At 72.4% G+C, this 23,927-nt stretch carries 26 protein-coding genes and 1 riboswitch; of the genes, 5 read left to right on the top strand and 21 right to left on the bottom strand.

Annotated features, from left to right (window positions below; genetic code table 11):
• The 3 genes from ACIBJE_RS15220 to ACIBJE_RS15210 all read left to right on the top strand — a co-directional run bounded on the left by ACIBJE_RS15220 (position 1) and on the right by ACIBJE_RS15210 (position 3,319).
• Complete coding sequence (locus tag ACIBJE_RS15220) at positions 1 to 948, top strand: LLM class F420-dependent oxidoreductase (RefSeq protein WP_396748687.1); 948 nt, start codon at positions 1 to 3, stop codon at positions 946 to 948.
• Positions 945 to 1,238 carry a cupin gene (locus tag ACIBJE_RS15215; RefSeq protein WP_088982081.1) on the top strand — a complete coding sequence of 98 codons (294 nt, stop codon included), beginning with the start codon at positions 945 to 947 and terminating at the stop codon, positions 1,236 to 1,238. Before ACIBJE_RS15220 ends, ACIBJE_RS15215 begins: the two co-directional genes overlap by 4 nt.
• Before the next feature lie 158 nt (positions 1,239 to 1,396).
• Entirely contained in the window at positions 1,397 to 3,319 is a 1,923-nt protein-coding gene (locus tag ACIBJE_RS15210; protein ID WP_396748409.1) for a hypothetical protein, read from the top strand.
• Positions 3,320 to 3,323: 4 nt separating this feature from the next.
• Here ACIBJE_RS15210 and thiC read toward each other — a convergent pair whose 3' ends face one another.
• The 7 genes from thiC to thiE form a co-directional block, all read right to left on the bottom strand.
• Positions 3,324 to 4,916, bottom strand: a complete 1,593-nt coding sequence (gene thiC / locus ACIBJE_RS15205) for a phosphomethylpyrimidine synthase ThiC (RefSeq protein WP_396748407.1) — start codon at positions 4,914 to 4,916, stop codon at positions 3,324 to 3,326.
• A gap of 20 nt (positions 4,917 to 4,936) precedes the next feature.
• On the bottom strand, positions 4,937 to 5,722 hold the full coding sequence (thiD, locus tag ACIBJE_RS15200; protein WP_396748405.1) for a bifunctional hydroxymethylpyrimidine kinase/phosphomethylpyrimidine kinase: 786 nt from the start codon (positions 5,720 to 5,722) through the stop codon (positions 4,937 to 4,939).
• Complete coding sequence (locus ACIBJE_RS15195) at positions 5,719 to 6,498, bottom strand: thiamine phosphate synthase (RefSeq protein ID WP_396748685.1); 780 nt, start codon at positions 6,496 to 6,498, stop codon at positions 5,719 to 5,721. The genes thiD and ACIBJE_RS15195 overlap by 4 nt, the downstream gene beginning before the upstream one ends.
• A 71-nt stretch (positions 6,499 to 6,569) precedes the next feature.
• Positions 6,570 to 7,346, bottom strand: coding sequence for a thiazole synthase (locus tag ACIBJE_RS15190; RefSeq protein WP_396748403.1), 777 nt, complete (start codon positions 7,344 to 7,346; stop codon positions 6,570 to 6,572).
• A complete protein-coding gene (gene thiS, locus ACIBJE_RS15185) occupies positions 7,343 to 7,543 on the bottom strand; it encodes a sulfur carrier protein ThiS (protein WP_396748401.1) in 201 nt (66 codons plus the stop codon). Before thiS ends, ACIBJE_RS15190 begins: the two co-directional genes overlap by 4 nt.
• A 106-nt stretch (positions 7,544 to 7,649) precedes the next feature.
• A complete protein-coding gene (gene thiO, locus ACIBJE_RS15180; RefSeq protein ID WP_396748399.1) occupies positions 7,650 to 8,792 on the bottom strand; it encodes a glycine oxidase ThiO in 1,143 nt (380 codons plus the stop codon).
• Positions 8,786 to 9,412 (bottom strand): thiamine phosphate synthase, encoded by a 627-nt coding sequence (thiE, locus tag ACIBJE_RS15175; protein WP_396748397.1) that lies wholly within the window; start codon positions 9,410 to 9,412, stop codon positions 8,786 to 8,788. Before thiE ends, thiO begins: the two co-directional genes overlap by 7 nt.
• A riboswitch (TPP riboswitch) is annotated at positions 9,407 to 9,516 on the bottom strand. It overlaps the preceding gene by 6 nt.
• A 160-nt stretch (positions 9,517 to 9,676) precedes the next feature.
• Between thiE and ACIBJE_RS15170 the strand changes: the two genes are divergently transcribed.
• Complete coding sequence (locus tag ACIBJE_RS15170) at positions 9,677 to 10,597, top strand: hypothetical protein (protein ID WP_396748395.1); 921 nt, start codon at positions 9,677 to 9,679, stop codon at positions 10,595 to 10,597.
• Between the two features lie 87 nt (positions 10,598 to 10,684).
• Here the strand turns inward: ACIBJE_RS15170 and ACIBJE_RS15165 are convergent, their stop codons facing one another.
• From ACIBJE_RS15165 to ACIBJE_RS15155, 3 genes are all read right to left on the bottom strand, one after another.
• A complete protein-coding gene (locus ACIBJE_RS15165; protein WP_396748683.1) occupies positions 10,685 to 11,629 on the bottom strand; it encodes an aldo/keto reductase in 945 nt (314 codons plus the stop codon).
• Positions 11,630 to 11,749: 120 nt separating this feature from the next.
• Positions 11,750 to 13,429, bottom strand: a complete 1,680-nt coding sequence (locus ACIBJE_RS15160) for an ABC-F family ATP-binding cassette domain-containing protein (RefSeq protein WP_396748393.1) — start codon at positions 13,427 to 13,429, stop codon at positions 11,750 to 11,752.
• 41 nt (positions 13,430 to 13,470) lie between these two features.
• Positions 13,471 to 14,076, bottom strand: a complete 606-nt coding sequence (locus ACIBJE_RS15155; RefSeq protein ID WP_396748391.1) for a class I SAM-dependent methyltransferase — start codon at positions 14,074 to 14,076, stop codon at positions 13,471 to 13,473.
• A 123-nt stretch (positions 14,077 to 14,199) separates the two neighbouring features.
• Between ACIBJE_RS15155 and ACIBJE_RS15150 the strand changes: the two genes are divergently transcribed.
• Positions 14,200 to 15,417 (top strand): hypothetical protein, encoded by a 1,218-nt coding sequence (locus tag ACIBJE_RS15150; protein ID WP_396748389.1) that lies wholly within the window; start codon positions 14,200 to 14,202, stop codon positions 15,415 to 15,417.
• Between the two features lie 43 nt (positions 15,418 to 15,460).
• Here the strand turns inward: ACIBJE_RS15150 and truA are convergent, their stop codons facing one another.
• From truA to secY, 11 genes are all read right to left on the bottom strand, one after another.
• Complete coding sequence (truA, locus tag ACIBJE_RS15145; RefSeq protein WP_396748681.1) at positions 15,461 to 16,291, bottom strand: tRNA pseudouridine(38-40) synthase TruA; 831 nt, start codon at positions 16,289 to 16,291, stop codon at positions 15,461 to 15,463.
• A gap of 68 nt (positions 16,292 to 16,359) precedes the next feature.
• The gene (gene rplQ, locus ACIBJE_RS15140) at positions 16,360 to 16,920 is read right to left on the bottom strand and encodes a 50S ribosomal protein L17 (protein WP_396748387.1); all 561 of its coding nucleotides are present in this window, start codon (positions 16,918 to 16,920) and stop codon (positions 16,360 to 16,362) included.
• Positions 16,921 to 16,954: 34 nt separating this feature from the next.
• On the bottom strand, positions 16,955 to 17,977 hold the full coding sequence (locus ACIBJE_RS15135) for a DNA-directed RNA polymerase subunit alpha (RefSeq protein ID WP_088982068.1): 1,023 nt from the start codon (positions 17,975 to 17,977) through the stop codon (positions 16,955 to 16,957).
• Between the two features lie 98 nt (positions 17,978 to 18,075).
• Positions 18,076 to 18,702 carry a 30S ribosomal protein S4 gene (gene rpsD / locus ACIBJE_RS15130; RefSeq protein ID WP_396748385.1) on the bottom strand — a complete coding sequence of 209 codons (627 nt, stop codon included), beginning with the start codon at positions 18,700 to 18,702 and terminating at the stop codon, positions 18,076 to 18,078.
• A gap of 13 nt (positions 18,703 to 18,715) precedes the next feature.
• Positions 18,716 to 19,123, bottom strand: a complete 408-nt coding sequence (gene rpsK / locus ACIBJE_RS15125) for a 30S ribosomal protein S11 (protein WP_030329919.1) — start codon at positions 19,121 to 19,123, stop codon at positions 18,716 to 18,718.
• A gap of 18 nt (positions 19,124 to 19,141) precedes the next feature.
• The gene (gene rpsM, locus ACIBJE_RS15120) at positions 19,142 to 19,522 is read right to left on the bottom strand and encodes a 30S ribosomal protein S13 (RefSeq protein ID WP_043965541.1); all 381 of its coding nucleotides are present in this window, start codon (positions 19,520 to 19,522) and stop codon (positions 19,142 to 19,144) included.
• Positions 19,523 to 19,787: 265 nt separating this feature from the next.
• A complete protein-coding gene (gene rpmJ / locus ACIBJE_RS15115; protein ID WP_088982067.1) occupies positions 19,788 to 19,901 on the bottom strand; it encodes a 50S ribosomal protein L36 in 114 nt (37 codons plus the stop codon).
• 97 nt (positions 19,902 to 19,998) lie between these two features.
• Positions 19,999 to 20,220 (bottom strand): translation initiation factor IF-1, encoded by a 222-nt coding sequence (gene infA, locus ACIBJE_RS15110; protein WP_007073013.1) that lies wholly within the window; start codon positions 20,218 to 20,220, stop codon positions 19,999 to 20,001.
• Positions 20,221 to 20,750: 530 nt separating this feature from the next.
• The gene (map, locus tag ACIBJE_RS15105) at positions 20,751 to 21,602 is read right to left on the bottom strand and encodes a type I methionyl aminopeptidase (RefSeq protein WP_396748382.1); all 852 of its coding nucleotides are present in this window, start codon (positions 21,600 to 21,602) and stop codon (positions 20,751 to 20,753) included.
• A 113-nt stretch (positions 21,603 to 21,715) separates the two neighbouring features.
• A complete protein-coding gene (locus ACIBJE_RS15100; RefSeq protein ID WP_285789269.1) occupies positions 21,716 to 22,369 on the bottom strand; it encodes an adenylate kinase in 654 nt (217 codons plus the stop codon).
• A complete protein-coding gene (gene secY, locus ACIBJE_RS15095; RefSeq protein ID WP_396748379.1) occupies positions 22,370 to 23,698 on the bottom strand; it encodes a preprotein translocase subunit SecY in 1,329 nt (442 codons plus the stop codon).
• Positions 23,699 to 23,927: the final 229 nt, after the last annotated feature.

Here is a 23,927-nt window from a genome sequence, read left to right as displayed (position 1 = left end):
GTGCGGGTGTGCGTCTTCGTCGAACCGCACCGGGGAGCCACCTACGACAACCAGCTCCGGTTCGCCCGCCGGGTGGAGGAGACCGGCTTCGAGGGGTTCTTCCGGGCCGACCACTACCAGTCGATGGCGGCCGACCCCGGCCTGCCCGGCCCGACCGACGCCTGGCTGACCCTGGCCGCGCTGTCCCGGGAGACCTCCCGGATCCGGCTGGGGACGCTGGTCAGCTCGGCCACGTTCCGGCTGCCCGGACCGCTGGCCGTGATGGTGGCGCAGGTCGACCAGATGAGCGGCGGCCGGGTCGAGCTGGGTATCGGCGCCGGCTGGTACGAGCGCGAACACGTCTCGTACGGCATCCCGTTCCCGCCCGTGGTGGAGCGCTTCGACCGGCTGGCCGAGCAGCTGGAGGTGATCACCGGCCTCTGGCGTACGCCGGCGGGTGAGACGTACCACCACGACGGCGCGTACTACCGGCTGGTGGACGCCCCCGCCCTGCCCAAGCCGACGCAGGTGCCCGGTCCGCCGATCATCGTCGGCGGCAAGGGACCGAAGCGCACCCCCGAGCTGGCCGCCCGGTTCGCCGACGAGTTCAACATGCCGTTCAAGAGCGTGGCCGAGACCGCCGCGGCGTACGACCGGGTACGCGAGGCGTGCGACCGGCACGGCCGGGACGCCTCGGGACGCGCCCCGCTGGTGTTCTCCGCCGGGATCGTGGTGGCGGTCGGACGCACCGACGCCGAGGTCCGGCGACGGGCCGCACCGCTGCACGTCAAGAGCGCGCTGCCCCCGGAGGACCCGGTGATCGGGTCGCCCGCCCAACTCGTCGACCGGCTCGGTGAGTTCGCCGCGATCGGCGCCACCCGGGTCCACCTGCGCCTGATCGAACTCGACGACCTGGACCACCTCGAACTGATCGCCACCGAGGTGCTACCCCAACTGGAGACGCGATGAGCACGGAACTGGGCCCGGTGGGCCAGGAGATCGTCCTGGAGAACGACAAGGTCCGGGTCTGGCACATCCGCCTCGAACCGGGCGAGCAGCAGCCGCTGCACCGTCACGACCACCCGTACCTGGTCATCGCGGTGCAGGGGGCGAAGAACGTCATCCAGACCGTCGACGGGACGCGGATCGACGCCGACGAGCCGACCGGCGGAGTGGTCTACCGGGACCCGGGTGCCGTCCACATGCTCACCAACGTCGGCGACACGACGTACCTCGCGCGGCTGGTCGAACTGAAGTAACCACCACCGGGGGATTGAGTAGTCACCCCCGGCGGACTGACGTAGTCGTCGGGTAAGTACTTGAGTTGTCGTCGCCTTCCGGCGTCGAGGACGGCGCGCCTGCCGCGTGATGCCCCGTTTTGGTGGCGATCGGGGTCGACGGGCCGTAACGTGCGCACATGGCCATACGGACCTGGGGCAGATCTCTGCTGGTGGCGCTCGGGGTGAGCGCGCTGGCCGGGGCCGGCCAACTCGGCATCGCGTACGGTCTCGGCATCCTCCGGTTCACCCGGTCCTTCGTCGACGCTCCCGGCCACTGGCCCGCGCAGCTCGTCTGGGTGAGCTGGTTCGCGGTCGGCGCCACCATGGCCGGCGCCGTGGTCGCCGAGCGGTACGCCCGCCGGGCCGACCTCCCGGTCACCACCGTCGTGCAGGTCACCATCGCGGTGGCCGCCACGGTGGGCGCGACGGTGGTCGCACCGCTCTGCATGCTGCCGGCCCGCAACGCGCAGGTGCCCTCGGGAGACCCGGTGCTGACCGTCGCGGTCAGCGCCCTTTTCGGCGCACTGGCCGGGACGGTCGCCGCGGTCGCCGTGCTCCGGTACGCCCCGGTGGGCTGGAACGTCGCCACGTCCACCGCCGCGCTCTGGCTCCTCGCGCTGCTGTCGGTCGTACCGTCGCTCGGTGCGGTCGGTCCGCTGCCGGCCGTACGCCTCGGCGCGCTGGACCCGGCCTGGCTCTTGCCGGACACCGCCGGACGCCTGGCCATGCTGATCCTGCCCGGTCTGGCCCTGCTCGTCGGAGCGGCCGTGGCGGGGGTGGCCCGCTGGCGCGGGCTGCCCGCACTGCTCGGTGGAGCCAGCGGGGTGGGGGCACCGCTGCTGGTCGCGGTCGCCTACCTGATCGCCGGTCCGGGGCGGGGCGACGACGGCTACCAGTCCGGGCCCTACCTGGCCGCGCTGCTCGCGGTGCCGACCGGGGCACTCGGGGCGGCCGCCGCCACCGTGTTGCGCCGACCACCACTGGACGCCGCCACCCTGCTGCGGTGGCCACCGCCGGCCATCGCCACCCTGCTGCGCCGGTCACCGCCGGCCATCGCCACCCTGCTGCGGCGACCGTTCCAGGCCCGGACCCGGACCCGCAGCGACGCCATCGAGCCGACCGACATCCTGCGTCCCCTCCCGGCCGGCACCGGGCTGCCGCCCGTCCCGGCACCGGCCCGACCGACCGACGACCCGGTCCCCGCTCCGGTCGGCGTCGTGGTGACGGCCCCGCCCGTTCCCGACGCGGCCGGCCACGACGTCGAACCCGCCGCCTGGTTCGAGACCACGATCCCCCAGCCGGCCGTGCCCACGCCGGAGCCGACCGTACCCGCGCAGGTCGAGCGGCCGGGTCACGAGCGGCCGGGTCACGAGCGGCTTGGTCCCGAGCAGCCCGGTCCCGAACGGCCCGGCCCCGAACGGCTTCGTCCCGAGCGGCTTGGTCCCGAACGGCTTGAGGAGGGCGCCGAGGTCCCCGCCGGTCCAGGCGCGACGGGCCGCCCGGGCTCAGGCCCGACCGGAGACGCCGCCGGAGAGTCGTCCGGTGCCGCCGGGCCCCAGCCGATCGGGCGACTCCCGTGGCACGTTCCCCAGGCCACCAGCGCCGACCGGAACCGGTTGGGCACGACGGACTGGCCGAGTCCGCCCGGCACGACGGAGGCCGTGTCGACCGGGGGCCTGGACTGGTCGCGCCCGGACCCGACCCGGTATGCCGGCGACACGTCGACCGGCACCGGGCCGGGGGCGCACGGCGACTCGGCGGTCGCCGGTCCCGGACCGGCCGGAACCACCGGTGAGCAGGGCGACGCCTCGGTCGCCGGCGGGTTACGTAAGCTGCGGGGCCTGCTCCGACGCGACCGGTCCCCGGGCGGCGCGGGCACCGCCGGCCGGTCGGAGGGGACCGGCGGTCGCGAGCGGGAGGAGCCGGCCCTGCTCCCGCACGACGAGGAGTACGTCGACTGGGTCGCCCAGCTGGGCCAGCCGATGCCCGACACCACCGCCTCCTCGGACCCGGGTGACCGGCGTACCCTCCGCGCCCCCGGACGACACCAGCGCGACTGACCGGTCAGGCCAGCGGCAGGTAGACCCGGCTCCCCGAGGCGACGAACTCCTCGGACTTGTCCCGCATGCCCCGGGCCGCGTAGTCCTTCAACTCCTGCGTGATCTTCATGGAGCAGAACTTCGGCCCGCACATCGAGCAGAAGTGCGCGGTCTTCGCGGGCTGGGCGGGCAGGGTCGCGTCGTGGTACGCCCGCGCGGTCTCCGGGTCCAGCGAGAGGTTGAACTGGTCCTCCCAACGGAACTCGAACCGGGCCTTGGAGAGCGCGTCGTCCCGGGCCTGCGCACCGGGGTGCCCCTTGGCCAGGTCGGCCGCGTGCGCCGCGATCTTGTACGCGATCACACCGGCCTTCACGTCGTCCCGGTCGGGCAGGCCGAGGTGCTCCTTCGGCGTCACGTAGCAGAGCATCGCGGTGCCGAACATGCCGATCATCGCCGCGCCGATGGCCGACGTGATGTGGTCGTACGCGGGCGCGATGTCGGTGGTCAGCGGACCGAGCGTGTAGAACGGGGCCTCGTGGCACCACTCCTGCTGGAGGTCCACGTTCTCCTTGATCTTGTGCATCGGCACGTGTCCCGGGCCCTCGATCATCACCTGCACGTCGTGTTCCCAGGCGACGCCGGTCAGCTCGCCGAGGGTTCGCAGCTCGGCGAACTGGGCCTCGTCGTTGGCGTCCGCGATCGAGCCCGGCCGCAGCCCGTCGCCGAGGGAGAAGGTGACGTCGTAGCGCGCCAGGATCTCGCAGAGTTCGGCGAAGTGGGTGTAGAGGAAGTTCTCCTCGTGGTGGGCCAGGCACCAGGCGGCCATGATGGACCCGCCCCGGGAGACGATCCCGGTCACCCGGTCGACGGCCAGCGGCACGTACGGCAGCAGCACCCCGGCGTGCACCGTCATGTAGTCCACGCCCTGCTCGGCCTGCTCGACCACGGTGTCCCGGAACACCTCCCAGCTCAGCTCCACCGGGTCACCGCCGACCTTCTCCAGCGCCTGGTAGATCGGCACCGTCCCGATCGGCACCGGCGAGTTGCGGACGATCGCCTCCCGGGTCTCGTGGATCCGCCGGCCGGTGGAGAGGTCCATCACCGTGTCCGCGCCCCACCGGGTCGCCCAGGTCAGCTTCTCCACCTCCTCGGCGACCGAGGAGGTGACCGCCGAGGTGCCGATGTTGGCGTTCACCTTGACCAGGAACGCCTTCCCGATGATCGCCGGCTCGCACTCGGGATGGTTCACGTTGAGCGGCAGCACCGCCCGCCCGGCCGCGATCTCGTCCCGGACGAACTCCGGGCTCACGCCCTCCCGGATCGCCACGAACTCCATCTCCGGGGTCACGATCCCCGCCCGCGCGTACCCGAGCTGGGTGGGCCGCTTCCCGGCCACGCCCGCGAGCGGGGTGCCGGCCCCGCGCACCGGGGCGACGTCGCCGCGCTCGGCGATCCACGGCCCGCGCAGCGGCGGCAGCCCGACCTCCGGATCGGAGCCGGGGCCGGAGGTGTCGTAGAGCCGCACCGGTGGGTTGTCCCCGGTCAGCTCCACCTCGGTGAAGGGCACCCGGACGTCCGGCCGGGACCCCTCGACGTAGACCTTGCGTCGTGCCTGCATGACAGCCTCCCTGGTGGTCGTCAGGACCAACCGAAGTGGTCCAGCGGGCCGCGTCCCGCGCCCAGTTCCCAGTCCCGCGCGCCGGTCAGCGCGCGGGTGACGTACTCCTTGGCGGTCGCCACCGCCGTCGGCACCGGGTCGCCCGCCGCCAACCGCACGGCGATCGCCGCCGAGAACGAACAGCCGGTGCCGTGGTTGTGACGGGTGTCCACCCGGGGCGCGCGGAGCACGGTGGTCGTACCGCCGCCGACCAGCACGTCGACCGCCTCGTCGTCGGCGTCCACGTCACCGCCGGTGACCACCACGAACGCCGGGCCGCCGGCCGCGAGCGCCCCGGCGGCGGCGACCATCTCCCCGACCGTGGTCACCGGCGCTCCGGTGAGGGCCTCGGCCTCCGCGCGGTTCGGCGTCACCACCAGCGCGTACGGCAGCAGCCGCTCGACCGCCCCGACGACACCGAGCCGGTGACCGCTGGTGGCGACGAGTACCGGGTCGACGACCAGATTCGGCAGCCGTCCGGCCCGGGCCGCCCCGGCCACCGCGTCGGCGATCGCCGGGGTGCCGAGCATGCCGGTCTTGACCGCCCGGACCCGGAAGTCACCGAGCACGCTGTCGAGCTGGTCGGTGACCGTGGCCGGAGGCAGCGGCAGGACGGCGTCCACGCCCCGGGTGTTCTGCGCGGTCACGGCGGTGACCACGCTGGTGCCGTACGCGCCGAGCGCGGCGAACGCCTTCAGGTCGGCCTGGATGCCGGCACCGGCGCCCGAGTCCGAGCCGGCGATGGTCAGCACGGTCGTCGGGGTCACTGTCGGTCTCCGGTGCTCGCGGAGGGCTCGGTGGAGGGCTCGGTGGAGGGCTCGGTGGAGGGCTCGGTGGAGGGCTGCGGCCGGACGTGCCCACTCCGGGCGGTCAGGCTTGGTCCCTCCGTGGTCACGCCCGGCCGCAGCCCCGGGTCGGAGACCTCCGTCGGGGCGTTTCGGGCATCTGATCCGGTGGTGACCGCCTCCTCGAAGGCGCGGGTCAGCACCGCTGCCACCTCGGCCGGCTGCTCGGCGCGCATGAGGGCGCCGAGCACCGCCACGCCGACGGCGCCGGCCGCGACGCAGGCGTGCACCTGGTCGGGGGTCTCGATCCCGCCGAGGGCGAGCACCGGCACCGGGCTGGCCCGGATCAGGTCGGCCAGTCCTTCGGGGTGCAGGGGTGGTCCGTAACCGGGTTTGGTCCGGGTCCGGTGGACGGGCGAGCAGGTCACGTAGTCCTCGGTGGTGAGTCGGCCCAACTCGGTCGCGTCGTGGCAGGAACGGCCGACCAGCGGGAGGTCCGACGGCGGGTACGGGCCGGCGGCCGGCAGGTGGACCGCGTCCCCGTCCAGCGGGTCGGGGCCGGCGACGACCAGGGTGCCGCCCGCCTCGGTCAGGATCGCCCGCAGCTCGGCGGCGAGAGCGGCCCGCTCGGGACGGGGCAGGTCCTTCTCCCGCAGCACCACCCAGCGCACTCCCCCGGCCACCGCCGCCGCCACGACCTCCGGCAGTGGCCGTCGGGCCAGCCGTCGGTCCGTCAGCGCGACGACCCCGGCGGGGATGGCGACGGTGGTGGGGATCGGCCCCGGGTGGAGCTCTTCCGCGCCGCGACCCAGCCGGGCGACCTGCGCCGTCACAGCTCCGGCCGTCCCTCGTCGGGTGTGGAGGCCAGGGCGTGGAATCGGCGCGGGATCCGCCCGGCCCGGTACGCGAGCCGCCCGGCCTCGACGGCGTGACGCATCGCGGTGGCCATCGCCTCCGGATCTGCGGCCCGGGTGACCGCGCTGGCCAGCAGCACCGCGTCGCAGCCGAGTTCCATGGCGAGCGCGGCATCGCTGGCGGTGCCGATGCCGGCGTCCAGGACCACCGGCACGTCGACCTCCTGCCGGATCAGCCGGATGTGGTGCGGATTCGTGACGCCCAGGCCGGAGCCGATCGGCGCGCCGGCCGGCATCACCGCCGCGCAGCCCACGTCGACCAACCGCCGGGCCAGCACCGGATCGTCCGACGTGTACGGCAGGACGGTGAACCCGTCGTCGACGAGCTGTTCGGCGGCGCGCAGCAGTTCCACCCCGTCGGGCAGGAGGGTCCGCTCGTCACCGATCACCTCCAGCTTCACCCAGTCGGTGTCGAACGCGTCGCGAGCCAGGTGGGCGACCTTCACCGCCTCCCCGGCGGTGTAGCAGCCGGCGGTGTTGGGCAGCAGCCGCACCCCGCACCGGTCGAGCAGGTCCAGCAGGCCGCCGTGCCCGCTGGTCCGGTCGACCCGGCGCAGCGCCAGGGTGACCAGCTCGGTGCCGGAGGCGCGGATCGCCCGTTCCAGCACGTGCAGGTTGGCCGCGCCACCGGTGCCCAGGATCAGCCGGGAGGTGAACGTCGTACCGCCGAGGGCGAAGGTCACCGTGCTCACCCGCCCTGCGCCGCGCTCAGCACCTCGACCCGGTCGCCGTCGCGCAGCGTCGCGGCCGGCCAGGCGGTGCGTGGCACCACCTCGCCGTTGACCGCGACCGCCACCCCACGCTGGTCGGTGGTGACCTCGCGGACCAGGTCCGTCACCGTCGCCGTGTCGGGCAGGCTCCGCCCGATGCCGTTGACCGTCAGTTCCACCTGTGCCGTCCTTCCGTTGCAGGTCATGAGCCCGTGTGACGCATTCGCGAGGCCGGACCCCTGTGACGCGTTCGTGGGTCACGGGCCCGTACCACGCGTTCGTGGGTCACGGGCCGGTCGCCGGCCGGGTGAGCGGGCCGAACCGGTCCGGGGTGAAGGGGGCGAGCATCGCGTCGGGGGTCCCGGTGGTGAGCAGGTCGGCGACCAGGTCGGCGGTGACCGGGGTGAGCACGATGCCGTGCCGGTGGTGGCCCGCCGCGACCAGCACCCCGGGTCGGCCGGGAAGCGCGCCGATGACCGGGGCGTTGTCCGGAGTCCCGGGACGGAATCCGACGTTCGTCTCGACCAGGTCGTACTCGGCCAGCTCGGGCAGCAGGTCGACGGCCGCCCGGAGCAGCCGCAGCACCGCCCCGGCGGTGACGGCCGGATCCGTCCGCTCCTCCACGGTCGCCCCGACCACCACCTCCCCGTCGACGCGGGGCACGACGTACACCTGTTCGCCGTTGACGTACCCCCGGACGACGTGCCGGAAGCCCGGCGGGCCGCCACCGGGCGCGCGGAGCCGGAGGATCTGCCCCTTCACCGGCCGGACCGGCAGGCCGGTGAGCGCGGCGGTGCCGCAGCCGGCGGAGACCACGACGGCCGGCGCGGTCAGCTCGCCGAGCTGACCGACCGGGGTGTCGACCAGCACCGCGCCGGCCCGCTCGGCGGCAGTGCGCAGTGCCACCAGCAGACGGCGGGGGTCGACCTGGTGGTCTCCGGGGGCGAACGCGCCGCCGCGCACCCGGGGAGCGAGCGCCGGCTCACGGTCCCGCAGCCCGCTCGGGCGCAACAAGGTGATCGGCAGGCCCAGCCCCTGCTGGTACGCCCCGAGCCGGCGTACCTCGGCCAGGTCGTCGCCGGTGAGGCCGACGACCAGGGTGCCCTCGGTGCGGTACCCGAGATCGACGCCGCTGGCGGCGGTCAGCTCGGCGGCGAACGCCGGCCAGCGGGCAGCGGACTCGACGAGCAGCCCGGTCAGCTCGGTCTCCCCGAAGTACGCCTCGGCGACCGGGGCGAGCATCCCGGCGGCCACGGTGGACGCCCCCGACCCGGATGCCGGGTCGTGCACGGTCACCGACAGTCCCCGCGCGGCACAGCGCCAGGCCACCGCCCACCCGACGACCCCGCCCCCCACCACCGCCACCTCCGGTGCATGCAGGGGACCCCTGTTACCGCTTTTTGATGAGCAAGGGCCCCCTGCTACCACCTGAGGGCTCCGAGCAGCTCGGCGGTCGCGCGGGCCGGGTCGGCGGCGGTGGAGAGCGCCCCGACCACCGCCACTCCGTACGCCCCTGCGGCGCGCAGCGCCGGCACCGTCGCCGCGGTCACTCCGCCGATGGCGATCACCGGCACCGGTACCGCTTCGGCCACCGCGCGGATCCCGTCCGGACCGATCGGTGCCGGCAGGCCGTCCTTCGTGGTGGTCGCGTGACAGGGGCCGACACCGAGGTAGCCGGCCCCGGCGGCGACCGCCCGTACGGCGGCCACCGGTTCCCGGGCGGTCGCGCCGAGCACCGCGTCGGGGCCGAGCACCCGGCGGGCCGCCTCGACCGGCAGATCGTCCGCGCCGACGTGCCCGCCCGCCGCGCCGGCCGCGAGCGCCACGTGCAACCGGTCGTTGACCAGGCACGTCGCGCCGACGGGCGCGCACAGGTCAAGGATCCGGCCGGTCAGGTCGTACGCCTCGCGGTCGGTGGCGGAGTCCTCGACCCGGACCTGCACCACCAGCTCCGGGCCGGCGACGCCGAGGGCGGCCCGGACCACGGTGAGCGGATCGCGTCCGGGGCGGGTGTCGGTGACAAGATGCAGTCGTCCCAGGGACGGCACGGCAACTCTCCTCCCTGCGCCGGCATTACCCGGATCAGGTTCGACGGTCGGGGGCTCTCAGCCCCCCTCTCAGCCCGGTCCACCGGGCTCCCGTGGGTTACTTGCGTGCCACACCGTACGACGGATCGGAAAATCCGCCAAGGATGCCGCGTCTGTTTTTCCGCAGTTCGGCACGGTTTTCCCCGCAACGACGACAGTGGAGAAAATCTCACAATTGCCCGCTGGGGGCAGCGCGTGACCGTCCGGTCACGTCATGCTGTCCTGATGCCGCGCCTCCCCCAGGTTCCGCCCGGTCTCGAATCCCGGCCCTTCCGCGGCAGCACCGCCGTGGCCCACGGCCTTCTCACCTGGACGATGTTGCGCGGACGCGCCTGGCAGCGGCTGCTGCCGGACGTCTACGTGCACCGGGCGGCCCACCGACCGGAGGACCATCGGATGTGGTGCGAGGCCGTGGCGCTCGTGCTCCCGGCCGGCGCCGCGATCGCCGGACTGAGCGCGGCGTACCTGTGGGGCGCCGGGCTGCTGCCGCCGGACGCGCCGGTCACCGTGGTGCTCCCCCGCTCGGCCCGGATGCGCCCGCACACCCGGGTGGCCGTCACCCGCTCGGTCCTGCCCGACGCCGACCTGACCGTCCACACCGGGTTGCCGGTCACCACCGCGCTCCGGACGGCCTTCGACCTGGGTCGCCGGCCACCGCGCACCGAGGCGGTGGTCGCCGTCGACGCGCTGCTGCACCACCGCGTGGTGGACCTACCCACCTTGCGCGGGTACGCCGCCAGCCGCGCCGGCTGGCCCGGGCTGCCGCTGCTGCGGGAGGTGCTCTCCCTGGCCGATCCGCTCGCCGGGTCCCCGATGGAGACCCGGCTGCGCCTGCTCCTGCTCGACGCCGGGTTGCCCACGCCGACCGTACGACACGACGTGCGCGACGCCGTGGGCCAGTTCGTCGGCCGGGTGGACCTCGCTTACCCCACCCGCCGGGTCGCGGTCGAGTACGAGCCCGGCCCGCCCCGCGACCCGGCGTTGCTCCGTCGAGAGGCGAGCCGGTTCCACGCGCTACGTGCTGCGGGCTGGCGGGTGGTTCGCTGCACCTCCGACGACGTGCTCCGCCACCCCACCCGGACGGCCCGGATGGTGGCCGCCGCGCTACGGGGGCGCACCGCGCACCGGGTCAACGGCCTGGTCTGAACCGGCCGCCGGTCGACACGGGTGGGGCGGTCGCAGGATCGCCCCACCGTCCGGGTCTGCTTCCGGCGGTCTCGGTGTCCGCAGTGGTCAGAGGAGCGCGCGCAGGGCGGCCAGGTCGTCGTCGTCCGGTTGCCAGGCACCGGCTGCGGCGTTGGCCCGTGCCTGCTCGGGCGTGGTGGCCCCGGCGATCACCGAGGTGACCGCCGGCTGGGCGGCCAGCCCGCCGATGGCCACCTGGAGCATGGTGAGCCCCCGCTGGTCGGCGTACGCCCCGATGGCCTCGATGGTGTCCCAGTCGGCGGTGGCGAACCGCTGCGCGTACCGGCCACCGCCGGCGAGCCGACTACCCGCCGGAGGCTGCTCCCCGCGCTGGTACTTGCCGGTGAGCAGGCCGTCGGCCAGCGGGAAGAACGGCAGCAGCCCGAGTCCGAAGCGCTCGCACGCCGGCACCACCTCGGTCTCCACCGCACGTTCCAGCAGGCTGTAGTGGTTCTGGGCGCTGACGAACCGGCTCGTGCCGACGGTACGGGCGGTCCAGTCCGCGTCGGCGATCTGCCAGCCGCTGAAGTTGGAGTTGCCCAGGTAGCGGACCTTGCCGGCGCGGACCAGATCGTCCAGGGCGGCAAGGGTCTCCTCGATCGGCGTGCCCGGGTCGGGCTCATGCATCTGGTAGAGGTCGATGTGGTCGGTGCCGAGCCGGCGCAGCGACGCCTCGACCGCCCGGACGACGTACCGGCGGGCACCGCGCGCACCGTGGTCCGGGCCGTTCATGCCGTTCATGTCCATGCCGAACTTGGTGGCCAGCACCACGTCGTCGCGCCGCCCGCGCAGGGCCGCGCCGAGCAGTTCCTCCGAGCCGCCCTGGGGCTGCCCGTAGATGTCGGCGGTGTCGAAGAGGTTGATACCGGCGTCGAGGGCGGCGTCCACCACCGCGCGGGTTCCGGCAAGGTCGAGCTTGCGGCCGAAGTTGTTGCAGCCGACACCGACCACGGAGACCACGAGCCCCGAGTCACCCAACCGGCGGAAGGTCATCTCAGTCACGAGATCAACTCTATGCCGCGATGGTTGCAGGGGTCCCCTGCTACTCAAAAAGCGGTAACAAGGGTCCCCTGCTACCACCTCGGACGGCTACCGCCCCGAACCGCTACCGTCTCAGGCGACGTCCCAGACCGGTTCGGGGGTCTCGCGGACCTCGCCGTCACCGGCGAAGAGGACGAAACGGTCGAAGGAGCGGGTGAACCAGCGGTCGTGGGTGACCGCGACCACCGTGCCGGCGAACGCCTTCAACCCCTCTTCGAGGGCCTCGGCGCTGGCCAGGTCGAGGTTGTCGGTGGGCTCGTCGAGCAGCAGCAGGGTCGCCCCGGAGAGTTCCAGCAGCAGCACCAGGAACCGGGCCTGCTGCCCGCCGGAGAGGGTGCCGAACCGCTGGTCGCCCTGGCCGGCCAGTTCGTACCGGCCGAGGGCGGCCATCGCGGTGTGCCGGTCCATGCCGGCCCGGTGATCGTCACCCCGCCAGAGGACCTCCACGAGGGTCTTCGCCATCAGCTCGGGCCGGTCGTGGGTCTGCGAGAAGTGCCCGGGGCGGACCCGGGCGCCGAGGCGGACCACCCCGTCGTGGGCGACCGGGGCGAGCGCGGCGGCCCCGTCGACGGGGCCGTTCGCCGGGTCCGGGTCGGTGCCGCCCCGGGCCAGCAGGCGCAGGAAGTGCGACTTGCCGGTGCCGTTCGCACCGAGCACCGCGACCCGGTCGCCGTACCAGACCTCCAGGTCGAAGGGGTAGGTCAGGCCGTCCAGTTCCAGGGCCTCGCAGATCACCGCACGCTTGCCGGTCCGCCCGCCGGTGAGGCGCATCCGGATGTCCTGGTCCTTCGGGGGTACGGGTGGCGGTCCGGCCTCCTCGAACTTGCGCAGCCGGGTCTGCGCGGCCTGGTAGCGGGACGCCAGCCCGTCGTTGTACGCGGCCTTCTGCTTGTACATCAGCATCAGCTCGCGCAGCTTCTGGTGTTCCTCGTCCCAGCGGCGGCGCTGCTCGTCGAGGCGGGCGTGCCGGGCCACCCGGGCGTCGTACCAGGTCGCGAAGCTGCCCGGGTGGACCCAGGCGCTGCCGCCCTCCACGGCGACCACCCGGTCGGCGGTCTGCGCCAGCAGTTCCCGGTCGTGCGAGACGTACAGCACGGACTTGGTGGACTCGCGCAGCCGCGCCTCCAGCCACCGTTTGCCGGGCACGTCGAGGAAGTTGTCCGGCTCGTCGAGCAGGAGCACCTCGTCGGGGCCGCGCAGCAGCAGTTCCAGGGCGAAGCGTTTCTGCTGGCCGCCGGAGAGCGTCCGCACCGGACGGTCCCGGGCGACGTCCCAGGGCAGGTCGAGGACGATGGTGGCGACGGTGTCGAAGAGCACCTCCGCGTCGTAGCCGCCGGCCTCGCCCCAGGCGGCCAGCGCGTCCGCGTACGCGAGCTGCGCCTTGCCGGCGGCGGTGCTGTACTTGCCGCGCACCTCGGCGGCCCGCATCGCCGCCTCGGTCTCGACCAGCCGACGGCCGGCGTCGCGCAGCGCGGGCGGGGCGATGCCGAGCGCCAGGTCGGCGAGGGTGGAGTCGTCTCCGATCATGCCGATGAACTGCCGCATCACGCCGAGCCCACCGGAGCGGGCGACCCCGCCGACCTTCACCGGCAGGTCTCCGGCGACCATCCGCAGCAGGGTCGTCTTGCCCGCCCCGTTCGGTCCGACCAGGGCGACCTTGGCCCCCTCGCCGACCCGGAACGACACGTCGGCGAAGAGTTCCCGACCGTCCGGCAGGGTGTGTGCCACCCCGGCCACGTCCACGTATCCCACCCCGGCATCCTGCCCGAGCGGGACCGGCCTGGGACATCCAATTACCGGGTGACGCGGAGCACCCGGTAGCCCTTCTGGCTGGCGTGCCGCACGACCTGCCAGCCCTGGTCGGTGAGCCAGCCGTGCAGCGAGTCGCCGCCGAGGTGCCGGGCGACCACGAGCCAGGCGACCCCGTCCGGGGCGAGCCGGGGCAGCCAGCGCCGCAGCAGGGTGTGCAGTTCCTCCTTGCCGATCCGGATCGGCGGGTTGGACCAGAGTTGGGTGAAGGTGATCTCGTCGGGTACGTCGTCCGGCGCGACCACCCGGACCCGGCCGGCGGCTCCGACCCGGGCGGCGTTTCCGGCGGTGAGTTCCCGGGCGCGCTCGTTGACGTCGACCGCCCAGACCGTCGTTGTCGGGGCGTGGGTGGCGAGGACGCAGGCGATCGGGCCGAATCCGCAGCCGAGGTCGAGCAGCGCCCCGGTGCTCTCCGGCGCGGGCAGCTCGGCCTTGCGCAGCAGGACCGCGGTGCCCGGGTCGAGGCGGTCGGCGGAGAAGACTCCGCCGGCGGAGTCCAGGGTGTAGTCGCGCCCGGCGACGGAGAACTCGACCTGCCGCGGCTGGGGCAGGCTCGCAGGGCGGGAGCTGAAGTAGTGGTCGCCGGTCACGTCCGCATTCTCGCCTACCGGCGCGGAGGCACCGGCACCGACGGCCCGTTGTCCGGAGCGGAGCGTCGGGGGCTAATTTCCCGTTTTACTCCCCGAAAGGAGTAATGCCCTTAATCTATGGCCATGGTGTACCGGTACGAGTCCGATGAGGACGCACTGCAGGGGCTTCCGCACGCCGGAGCCGACCCGTCGGTGGCCCGCGCGCGACGCGCCGCCGGCCCCTCCCCCTCCCGCTTCCCGACGCCGGACCTGCCCCCGGCCCCCCGGGTGACCGTCGAGCCGGCCCGGGCCGTCGTTCCGGCGCCACCCCCGGGCCCGCCGGTGCCCGAGCAGACCGCCCCCGCGCCCGCCGCCCCGACCGACCCCCGGGCCACCGGACCGGGAGCCACCGCACCACAGGCCACCGCACCACAGGCCGGCGCGCCGGAGGCGATCGAACCGCACGCCACCGCGCCGCAGGCCACGGCACCACCGGCCAGCGGCCCGGAACCGGCCACCGGGTCGGAGGCGGCACCGCAGGCGGCGCCGGCGTCCGCCGTGGTGTTCCCGACGGTACGCGTGCCCCGGATGGGTGGCCGGCTCTGGCAGGTGGTGGTGGGCGGCGCGGCAGCCCTGGTGCTGCTGGCCATCTGCGGCCTCGGCACCGCCGCCGTGCTGATGGAACGAGAGCCGGCGTCGGAGCCGCAGACCCCACCGCCCGTCCAGCCCGGTGCGGTACGCACCGAGGGACCGGTCCGGACCGACCTGGACTCGCGCGCTACCGACCCGCTGCCGCTCACCGCGCGGGAGGTGTTCCCGAGCCAGCAACTGGTCGTCGCCGACGGGCAACTGGCGTACCAGGTCCTCAAGACCCACTCCAGCGCGAGCTGCGCGGTGGCGGCCACCGACGACCTCGCCGACCTGCTGGTCCGGCTCGGCTGCAACCAGGTCGTCCGGGGCACCGTCCGGGCACCGGACGGTGAGCACCTGGCCACCGCCGGGCTGTTCAACCTCACCGACCGGGCCACCGCCGAGCAGGTCCGGGAACGGATCCGGGAGATGCTCCAGCAGCGCCGGGGCCGGTTCCTGGCCCTGGAGGCCGGCAGTGAGACCGAGGTGCTGACCACCGCCCCGGCCCGGGTCGCCTGGCAGGTACGCGGCCACTACATCGCCTACTGCCTGGTGGTCCGGGCCGACGGTCAGCCGGTCGGCGCGAACGACCCGGAGGCGAAGCAGGTGCTCCACGACCTGATCGAGCGCCACCTCGACAAGGGGGTGCTGGAGCGTCGGGCCGACGGCGACCTCCTCCAGCCCATCCCGGAGGAGAGCGAACGGACGGACTCCGGCGCCGACGACAACTGAGCCGACCGGCTGGCCAGCCGCAGCCTGGCGGCCAGCGGCCGGGTCAGGACGTGCTCGGCACCCGCAGGCGACGGGTGAGGTCGGCACGGCGGGCGTACTCCGTCGGGTCCTCGGGGTAGCCGACCGCGACCAGGGTCAGCCCGTGCGCGGGCGCCACGGTCACCTCGCTCGACCGTTCCCGTCGGGTGAGCAGGCTCGCCGGCCAGTCGACCGGGCGTCGGCCGTCCCCGGCGACCAGCATCGCCCCGACCAGGCTGCGCACCATCGCCTGGCAGAACGCGTCCGCCTGCACGGTGGCGACCAGCAGGCCGTCCGGGTCCCGCCGCCAGTCCAGTCGGGTCACCTCGCGCAGCGTGGTCGCGTTCTCCTTGCGCCTGCAGTACGCGGCGAAGTCGTGCTCGCCCACCAGCCCGGCCGCGGCGGCGTTCAACGCGGCCAGGTCCAGCGGACGTGGCCAGGCCAGCACCTCGTGCCGGCGCAGCGGCTCGGTGCCCCACGGGGCGTCGGTCACCCGGTACTCGTAGCGCCGGAAGGTGGCCGAGAACCGGGCGTCGAAGTCGGCGGGCACCTCGGTCATCGCCCGGACCCGCACGTCCGGCGGGAGCAGCCGGGCCAGCCGGCGCAGCAGTCCGCCCTCGTGCGCCCGCCACACCTCGCCGGGCAGGTCGAGGTGGCACACCTGCCCGGAGGCGTGCACCCCGGCATCGGTCCGGCCGGCCACGGTCAGCCCGGTCGCGGTCCCGGCCCCGAGGACCAGGTCCAGGGTCGCGGTGAGCACCCCGGCCACCGTCCGCCGCTCCGGCTGCGCGGCCCACCCGGAGAAACCGGTGCCGTCGTACGCGACGTCCAGCCGAAGCCGGATCCGCTCCTCCACTCGTACCTCCGCGTCATGCATCGGGCCCGGCACCCCGAAGGGTGCCGGGCCCGATGGTGGCCTCACGCTCAGGCCTTGTCGTTCTCGCCGGCCTCGTCGCTGTCCTCGCGGGCGGCGGCGGTGTCGCCGGACGCCGACACCGGCGGCTCGGCGTCCTGGTCGTCGCTCTTGGCCTGCGGAGCCTCGTCGGCCGGGGCGAGCGCCTCGACCTTGTCCTGCTGCGCGGACTTGCGGGCGGCGGTCTTCCGGTTCGCCTTGGCCTCGGCGACCTGAAGCTCCTCGACCAGCTCGATGATCGCCATCGGCGCGGCGTCACCCTTGCGCGGACCGGTCTTCACGATCCGGGTGTAGCCACCGTTGCGGTTGGCGTACCGGGGCGCGATCTGGTCGAACAGGGCGTAGACCACGTCCTTGTCCTTGACGACGCCCAGCACCCGCCGCCGCGAGGCCAGGTCGCCGCGCTTGGCCTTGGTGATGAGCTGCTCGGCCAGCGGACGCAGCCGCCGGGCCTTCGTCTCGGTGGTCTGGATCTTTCCGTGCTGGAACAGCGCGGTGGCCAGGTTGGCCAGCATCAGCCGCTCGTGCGCGGGGCTGCCGCCGAGGCGGGGGCCCTTGGTGGGCGTGGGCATGCCTGTTGCTCCTCGTTTAGATGCTCAGCCGCGGTTACAGCTGCTCGGTCTCGCGGTAGTCGTCGGTGTCGTAGTCAGCCTCGCCGAAGGTGTCCACGACGTGTGCCGGGTCGAAGTTGGGCGCGGAGTCCTTCAGGCCCAGCCCCATCCCGGCGAGCTTCATCTTGACCTCGTCGATCGACTTCTGACCGAAATTGCGGATGTCGAGGAGGTCGGCCTCGGTGCGCCCGATGAGCTCACCGACGGTGTTGATGCCCTCGCGCTTCAGGCAGTTGTAGGAGCGGACGGTCAGGTCCAGCTCCTCGATCGGCAGGGCCAGGTCCGCCGCGAGCTGGGCGTCCTGCGGGGACGGCCCGATGTCGATGCCCTCGGCGGTCTCGTCCAGCTCCCGGGCCAGCCCGAAGAGCTCCACCAGCGTCGAACCGGCGGAGGCCAGCGCGGTACGCGGACCCATCGACGGCTTGGTCTCGACGTCGATGATCAGCCGGTCGAAGTCGGTCCGCTGCTCGACCCGGGTCGCCTCGACGCGGTAGGTGACCTTCAGGACCGGCGAGTAGATCGAGTCGACCGGGATCCGGCCGATCTCCGCGCCGGCCTGCTTGTTCTGCGCCGCCGTGACGTAGCCGCGGCCCCGCTCGACGGTCAGCTCCATGTCGAGCCGGCCCTTGCCGTTGAGGGTGGCGAGCTTCAGCTCCGGGTTGTGCACCGAGACGCCGGCCGGGGGCTGGATGTCGCCTGCGGTCACGTCGCCCGGACCCTGCTTGCGCAGGTACATGCTGACCGGCTCGTCGTGCTCGGAGCTGACGCAGAGCTCCTTGATGTTCATGACGAGCTCGACCACGTCCTCCTTGACACCGGGGATCGTGGTGAACTCGTGCAGCACGCCGTCGATCTTGATCGAGGTCACCGCCGCACCCGGGATGGACGACAGCAGCGTACGCCGCAGCGAGTTGCCCAGGGTGTAGCCGAAGCCCGGCTCCAGCGGCTCGATGGTGAACCGGGACCGGGTCTCGTTGATCGACTCTTCGGAGAGGGTCGGTCGCTGGCTGATGAGCATGTTGTCTCTTCTCTTCCGGGGCGCCCGCTATATGACGCCCACGACAAACTGTTCCGGTGGTCCGCCCCGGCCGGGGCGGACCACCGCAACGAGCCCGACTACTTGGAGTAGAGCTCGACGATCAGCTGCTCCTGGACCTGCGTGTCGATGACCTGCCGGGCCGGGAGCGAGTGCACCAGGATCTTCATCTGGCTGGGGATGGCCTCCAGCCAGGCCGGCACCGTCTTCGAGCCGGCCTCGGCCTGCGCCACGATGAACGGGGTGAGCTCCTTGCTCTTGCCCCGGACCTCGACGATGTCGTGCTCCTTCACGCGGAACGACGGGATGTCGACCTTCTTGCCGTTCACCGTGAAGTGGCCGTGCTTGACCAGCTGACGGGCCATGTCCCGGGACTTGGCGTAGCCAGCCCGGTAGACCACGTTGTCCAGCCGCGACTCGAGGATCTGCAGGAGGACCTCACCGGTCTTGGCCTGCTTGGCCACGGCCTCCTCGTAGTACCCGCGGAACTGCTTCTCGAGAATGCCGTAGACCCGACGGGCCTTCTGCTTCTCGCGGAGCTGGAGCAGGTACTCCGTCTCCTTGGTGCGACCCCGGCCGTGCTGTCCGGGCGGGAACGGCCGCGACTCGAACGGGCACTTCGGGCCATCGCACTTGCTGCCCTTGAGGAACAGCTTCATCTTCTCCCGCCGGCAACGGCGGCAGTCAGCACCGGTGTAACGAGCCATCTCTCTCTACCTCTCAGACCCGACGACGCTTCGGCGGACGGCATCCGTTGTGCGGCTGCGGGGTGACGTCGGCGATCTGGCCGACCTCCAGCCCGACGGCCTGCAGCGAACGGATGGCGGTCTCCCGGCCGGAGCCGGGGCCCTTCACGAAGACGTCGACCTTGCGCATGCCGTGCTCCATCGCCCGGCGCGCGGCGGCCTCGGCGGCCAGCTGCGCGGCGAACGGGGTCGACTTGCGCGAGCCCTTGAAGCCGACCTGACCGGCGGAGGCCCAGGAGATGACCGCACCGGTCGGGTCCGTGATGGACACGATCGTGTTGTTGAAGGTGCTCTTGATGTGCGCCTGCCCGTGGGCGACGTTCTTGCGTTCCTTGCGCCGGACCTTCTTGACGGCGGCTCCGGCACGAGCCTTCGGTGGCATAAGTCTGTGCGCTCCTAGTTACTTCTTGCCGGGCTTCTTCTTGCCGGCGACGGTCCGCTTCGGGCCCTTCCGGGTCCGCGCGTTGGTCCTGGTCCGCTGCCCGCGCACGGGCAGACCCCGGCGGTGCCGGATGCCGGCGTAGCAGCCGATCTCGACCTTGCGGCGGATGTCAGCGGCGACCTCGCGGCGCAGGTCGCCTTCTACCTTGTAGTTCCCCTCGATGTGGTCGCGGAGCTGGACCAGCTCCTCGTCCGTGAGGTCCCGAGCGCGCTTGTCCGGCGAGATGCCGGTGGCGGCGAGCGTCTCCAGGGCGCGGGTGCGGCCCACGCCGAAGATGTAGGTGAGCGCGATCTCCATCCGCTTTTCGCGGGGGAGGTCGACGCCGACTAGACGTGCCATGTGCGGGCGTACTCCCTTGTGGTGTTCTGGCGGAGGTCTGAGCCCGCCCCACCCCGTTCCGACCACTGCTCCGACCGGACGCGTCGTGACGCGTCGCGACCGGGGGCGGTCGTTGCCCGAACGGGCCCCGGCCTCCGACCGGGGGTCAGCCACGGGGGAGTACGCGATGCGTACCGCTCGCGGCTGGGACGAGCTGATGATGTGGTGTCAGGATCCGCGGCCCGAACCGGATCGACCGACCGTCGGACGGTCGGTCAGCCCTGGTTCAGCCCTGGCGCTGCTTGTGGCGCGGGTCGGAGCAGATGATCATGACCCGGCCGTGCCGGCGGATGACCCGGCACTTGTTGCAGATCCTCTTGACGCTCGGCTTGACCTTCACGGTTGCCTTACTTCCCATCTGGCCCGGAGACGCGACGAAGCGCGACACCGGACGTCGAAGACGGACACGGGGACTACCCGGCCGTCGTCAGGCGTGGTTACTTGTAGCGGTAGACGATGCGCCCGCGGGTCAGGTCGTACGGCGAGAGTTCGACGACGACCCGGTCCTCCGGCAGGATACGGATGTAATGCTGCCGCATCTTGCCGCTGATGTGAGCCAGCACCTTGTGACCGTTCGCGAGCTCCACCCGGAACATGGCGTTCGGCAGGGGCTCGATGACTCGACCCTCGATCTCGATGGCTCCGTCTTTTTTCGGCATGTCCTCCGCTGTCCTGACGTCGGTTACTCCGGACGGCCCACAACGTCTTACACGAACTCCTGATGTCATCAGAGTGTTCGAGCCAGCCGCGGCTCCGACCGCCACCGAAGCGCAGGGTGGGCATGCCGGAGTGGACGCTGTGCGCCGATCTGAAAGTGTACGCTCGCCGACCGGCGCACGCCAAACCGGCCACCCCGGTCACCCAAAATTAGGACAAACGGCCACTCATCACGCCTGGTCGCCGTCGTCGCGCTCGGGTTTTCCGGGCCTCGCGCTTCCGGCGGCGGCGTTCCTGCTCCGCCGCCCAGCGCGCCGGCTCACCGTGGGCCAGGCCGCTGACCGTCTGGACCAGGTGCACCGCGCCCCCACGGGCCGGCCACCCACCCGGACCAGAAGTAGTACGCCTCCCCCACCATCAGCGCGGTGGCGCCCCAGATCGCCGTCACCAGGGCCGCGCCAGCGGCCGGTGCGGGGCTACGGAGGGCCGGCACCGGGCGGTGGGTTGGCCGGTGCGGGCGGTCAGCGACCGGTCAGAGCGCGGGTGAGCCGGCGGGCTGGCGGGAGGTCACCAGGTCGCCCAGGCGGGCCCGGCCGCCGTCCGGGGCGGTGAGCACCCAGACTCCGTCCTCCAGCAGCGCCATGGAGTGCTCGACGTGCGCGGCGACCGACCCGTCCCGGGTCACCACCGTCCAGCCGTCGGCGAGTTCGGCCGTACGCGGTGAACCCATCGTGATCATGGGCTCGATGGCGAGCGCGATCCCCGGCACCAGGCGCGGCCCGCGCCCCGGGCGACCGTGGTTGAGCACGTGCGGGTCCTGATGCATCTCGGTGCCGATGCCGTGCCCGCCGTACCCGTCGACGATGCCGTACCGGCCGCCCCGACGGACCGCGTTCTCCACGGCGTGGGAGATGTCGGTGAGCCGGCCCCTGCCACTCGCCGCGCCCCGGGCCGCGGCGGCGATCCCCGCCCACATGGCGTCCTCGGCGACCTCGGCCATCCGCAGCAGCGCGGGGTCGACGGCACCCACCCCGACGGTGATCGCCGCGTCGCCGTGCCAGCCGTCCAGGACCGCGCCGCAGTCGATCGAGATCAGGTCGCCCTCCCGGAGGACCTGGTCGGGCGAGGGGATGGCGTGCACGATCTGCTCGTTGACCGAGGAGCAGATCGAGGCGGGAAACCCGTGGTAGCCCTTGAACGAGGGGACCCCGCCCGCACCCCGGATCACCGACTCGGCGATCGCGTCGAGGTCGGCGGTGCTGACCCCCGGTGCCACCGCCTCGCGCATCCGTTGCAGGGCGGCGGCCACCACCAGGCCCGCGGCACGCATCTTCTCGATCTGCTCGGGGGTCTTCAGCTGGATGTCCAGCTGGTGACGGCGCATGACGCGGTTACCTTTCGTCAACGGGAGGCGGGGCACGACGGGACGCGCTCGTGCTCCTCGCACTCTAGCCGCCGCGAAACGCAGGGCCCCGGCTGTCGCGGGAGCGCGGGGCGTCAGCCGCCGTAGGAACGCAGGGCGTCGATCGCCCGGACGGTGACGTCCTCGACCGGTCCGGTCGCGTCGATCCCGACCAGCTTGCCCTGGGCACCGTAGTAGTCGACCAGCGGAGCGGTCTTCTCGGCGTACTCGCGCAGCCGGGCCGCGATCGTCTCCGGCTTGTCGTCGTCGCGCTGGAACAGCTCCGCGCCGCAGCGGTCGCAGATGCCGTCCCGGGTGGTCGCGTCGAATTCGACGTGCCAGATCTTGCCGCAGCCCCGGCAGGTCCGGCGGCCGGAGAGCCGCCGGATCACCTCGTCGTCGTCCACGACCAGCTCCAGCACCAGTTCGAGCGCGGTGCCGAGGTCGGCGAGGAGCTTGTCCAGGGCGGCGGCCTGCGGCGTCGTCCGCGGGAAACCGTCGAGCAGGAAGCCCTCGGCGGCGTCCGGCTCGGCGAGCCGGCCCCGGACCATGTTGATGGTCACCTCGTCCGGGACCAGCTTGCCGGCGTCCATGTAGCGCTTGGCCTCGACCCCGAGCGGGGTGCCCTGCGAGACGTTCGCCCGGAAGATGTCCCCGGTCGAGATCTTCGGAACCGACAGGTGCGCGGCGATGAACTCCGCCTGTGTGCCCTTGCCCGCGCCCGGTGGGCCAACCAGAACGAGTCTCATCTACCGCAGGAACCCTTCGTAGTTCCGCTGCATGAGTTGGCTCTCGATCTGCTTCACGGTCTCCAGGCCCACGCCGACCATGATCAGCACGGCGGTACCGCCGAACGGGAAGTTCACGTAGGCCTGGCTGTCCAGCCAGATGAAGAAGAAGTTCGGCAGGACCGAGATGGCCGCGAGGTAGAGCGCGCCCGGCAGGGTGATCCGGCTGAGGATGAAGTCGAGGTACTCGGCGGTCGGCTTGCCGGGGCGGATGCCCGGCACGAAGCCGCCGTACTTCTTCATGTTGTCCGCGACCTCGGTCGGGTTGAACGTGATCGAGACGTAGAAGTAGGTGAAGAAGATGATCAGCAGGAAGTAGACCGTGATGTAGATCGGGCTGGTCGGGTCGGCCAGGTTGTTCTGGATCCACGCCTGGGTCTTGCCCGGGTCGGTCTGGTCGAAGAACTGGAGCGCCAGCTGCGGCAGGTAGAGCAGCGACGAACCGAAGATGACCGGGATGACACCCGCCTGGTTGACCTTCAGCGGGATGTAGGTGGAGGTGCCGCCGTACATCCGCCGGCCGATCATGCGCTTGGCGTACTGCACCGGGATCCGGCGCTGAGCCTGCTCGATGAAGACGACCGCGGTGATGACCAGCAGGACCAGCACGATGACGAGGGCGAACCAGTCCCAGCCCTTGCTGATCTTGATCTGCCAGCCCTCGCTGGGGAGCCGGGCTGCGATCGAGGTGAAGATCAGGACGGACATGCCGTTGCCGACGCCCCGGTCGGTGATCAGCTCACCGAGCCACATCACCATGCCGGTACCGGCGGTCATGGTCATGACCAGGATGGTCAGGGTCAGCCAGTCCGGGATGCCGGTCCCCTGCGGGATGATCGGGAACTGGTCGCACTGGTTGTTGAAGAGCTGACCAGAGCGGGCCAGGGCGACGAAGGCCGACGCCTGGAGGACACCCAGGCCGAGGGTCAGGTACCGGGTGTACTGCGTGATCTTCGCCTGGCCGGCCTGGCCCTCCTTGCGGAGCTGCTCCAGCCGGGGGATCACCACCGTCAGCAGCTGCAGGATGATCGACGCGGTGATGTAGGGCATGATGCCCAGCGCGAAGACCGAGAGCGACAGCAGCGCGCCGCCGGAGAAGAGGTTCAGCAGGTTGAAGACTCCGTTGGAGCCCCCCTCCATGCTGTCGATGCACTTCTGCACGTTCGCGTACGAGACGCCCGGGCTGGGCAGTGTCGCGCCGAGCCGGTAGACCGCGATGATGCCGACTGTGAACAGCAGCTTCTTGCGCAGGTCAGGCGTACGGAACGCACTGAGAAAGGCGGACAGCAACTTCTTCCTCCTGCGCGAGGCGGGCCGCCGGTGGAACCCTGGCGGGGACGGGGCGGGATGGCGGTCGGGCGAGCGCCCGATATCCATAGCTGGGAAGGGACTCTAACAGTCCGACCGCTGTCCGGGCAGGCTTGCCCGGGAACATAAACCGGTAACGATGTGATTCGGAACACTGACGCGCAGTAGACCGTGGCGCCCGCCAGTTGTCGTCAACTGAACGAGCGCCACG

Origin of the sequence: Micromonospora sp. NPDC050187, assembly GCF_044459745.1 — a bacterium.
In the GTDB taxonomy this organism is placed as follows: domain Bacteria; phylum Actinomycetota; class Actinomycetes; order Mycobacteriales; family Micromonosporaceae; genus Micromonospora.
The sequence above is the reverse complement of the archived record's forward strand: the minus strand, read 5'-3'. Positions and strand labels throughout refer to the sequence as shown.

Excerpts from the sequence above, each read along its gene's own strand:
- ACIBJE_RS15215 (WP_088982081.1), top strand. The coding sequence starts at position 945 with ATGAGCACGGAACTGGGCCCGGTGGGCCAGGAGATCGTCCTGGAGAAC.
- ACIBJE_RS15210 (WP_396748409.1), top strand. The coding sequence starts at position 1,397 with ATGGCCATACGGACCTGGGGCAGATCTCTGCTGGTGGCGCTCGGGGTG.
- thiC (WP_396748407.1), bottom strand. The coding sequence starts at position 4,916 with ATGCAGGCACGACGCAAGGTCTACGTCGAGGGGTCCCGGCCGGACGTC.
- ACIBJE_RS15170 (WP_396748395.1), top strand. The coding sequence starts at position 9,677 with ATGCCGCGCCTCCCCCAGGTTCCGCCCGGTCTCGAATCCCGGCCCTTC.
- ACIBJE_RS15165 (WP_396748683.1), bottom strand. The coding sequence starts at position 11,629 with ATGACCTTCCGCCGGTTGGGTGACTCGGGGCTCGTGGTCTCCGTGGTC.
- ACIBJE_RS15150 (WP_396748389.1), top strand. The coding sequence starts at position 14,200 with ATGGTGTACCGGTACGAGTCCGATGAGGACGCACTGCAGGGGCTTCCG.
- rplQ (WP_396748387.1), bottom strand. The coding sequence starts at position 16,920 with ATGCCCACGCCCACCAAGGGCCCCCGCCTCGGCGGCAGCCCCGCGCAC.
- ACIBJE_RS15135 (WP_088982068.1), bottom strand. The coding sequence starts at position 17,977 with ATGCTCATCAGCCAGCGACCGACCCTCTCCGAAGAGTCGATCAACGAG.
- rpsD (WP_396748385.1), bottom strand. The coding sequence starts at position 18,702 with ATGGCTCGTTACACCGGTGCTGACTGCCGCCGTTGCCGGCGGGAGAAG.
- rpsK (WP_030329919.1), bottom strand. The coding sequence starts at position 19,123 with ATGCCACCGAAGGCTCGTGCCGGAGCCGCCGTCAAGAAGGTCCGGCGC.
- rpsM (WP_043965541.1), bottom strand. The coding sequence starts at position 19,522 with ATGGCACGTCTAGTCGGCGTCGACCTCCCCCGCGAAAAGCGGATGGAG.
- infA (WP_007073013.1), bottom strand. The coding sequence starts at position 20,220 with ATGCCGAAAAAAGACGGAGCCATCGAGATCGAGGGTCGAGTCATCGAG.
- map (WP_396748382.1), bottom strand. The coding sequence starts at position 21,602 with ATGCGCCGTCACCAGCTGGACATCCAGCTGAAGACCCCCGAGCAGATC.
- ACIBJE_RS15100 (WP_285789269.1), bottom strand. The coding sequence starts at position 22,369 with ATGAGACTCGTTCTGGTTGGCCCACCGGGCGCGGGCAAGGGCACACAG.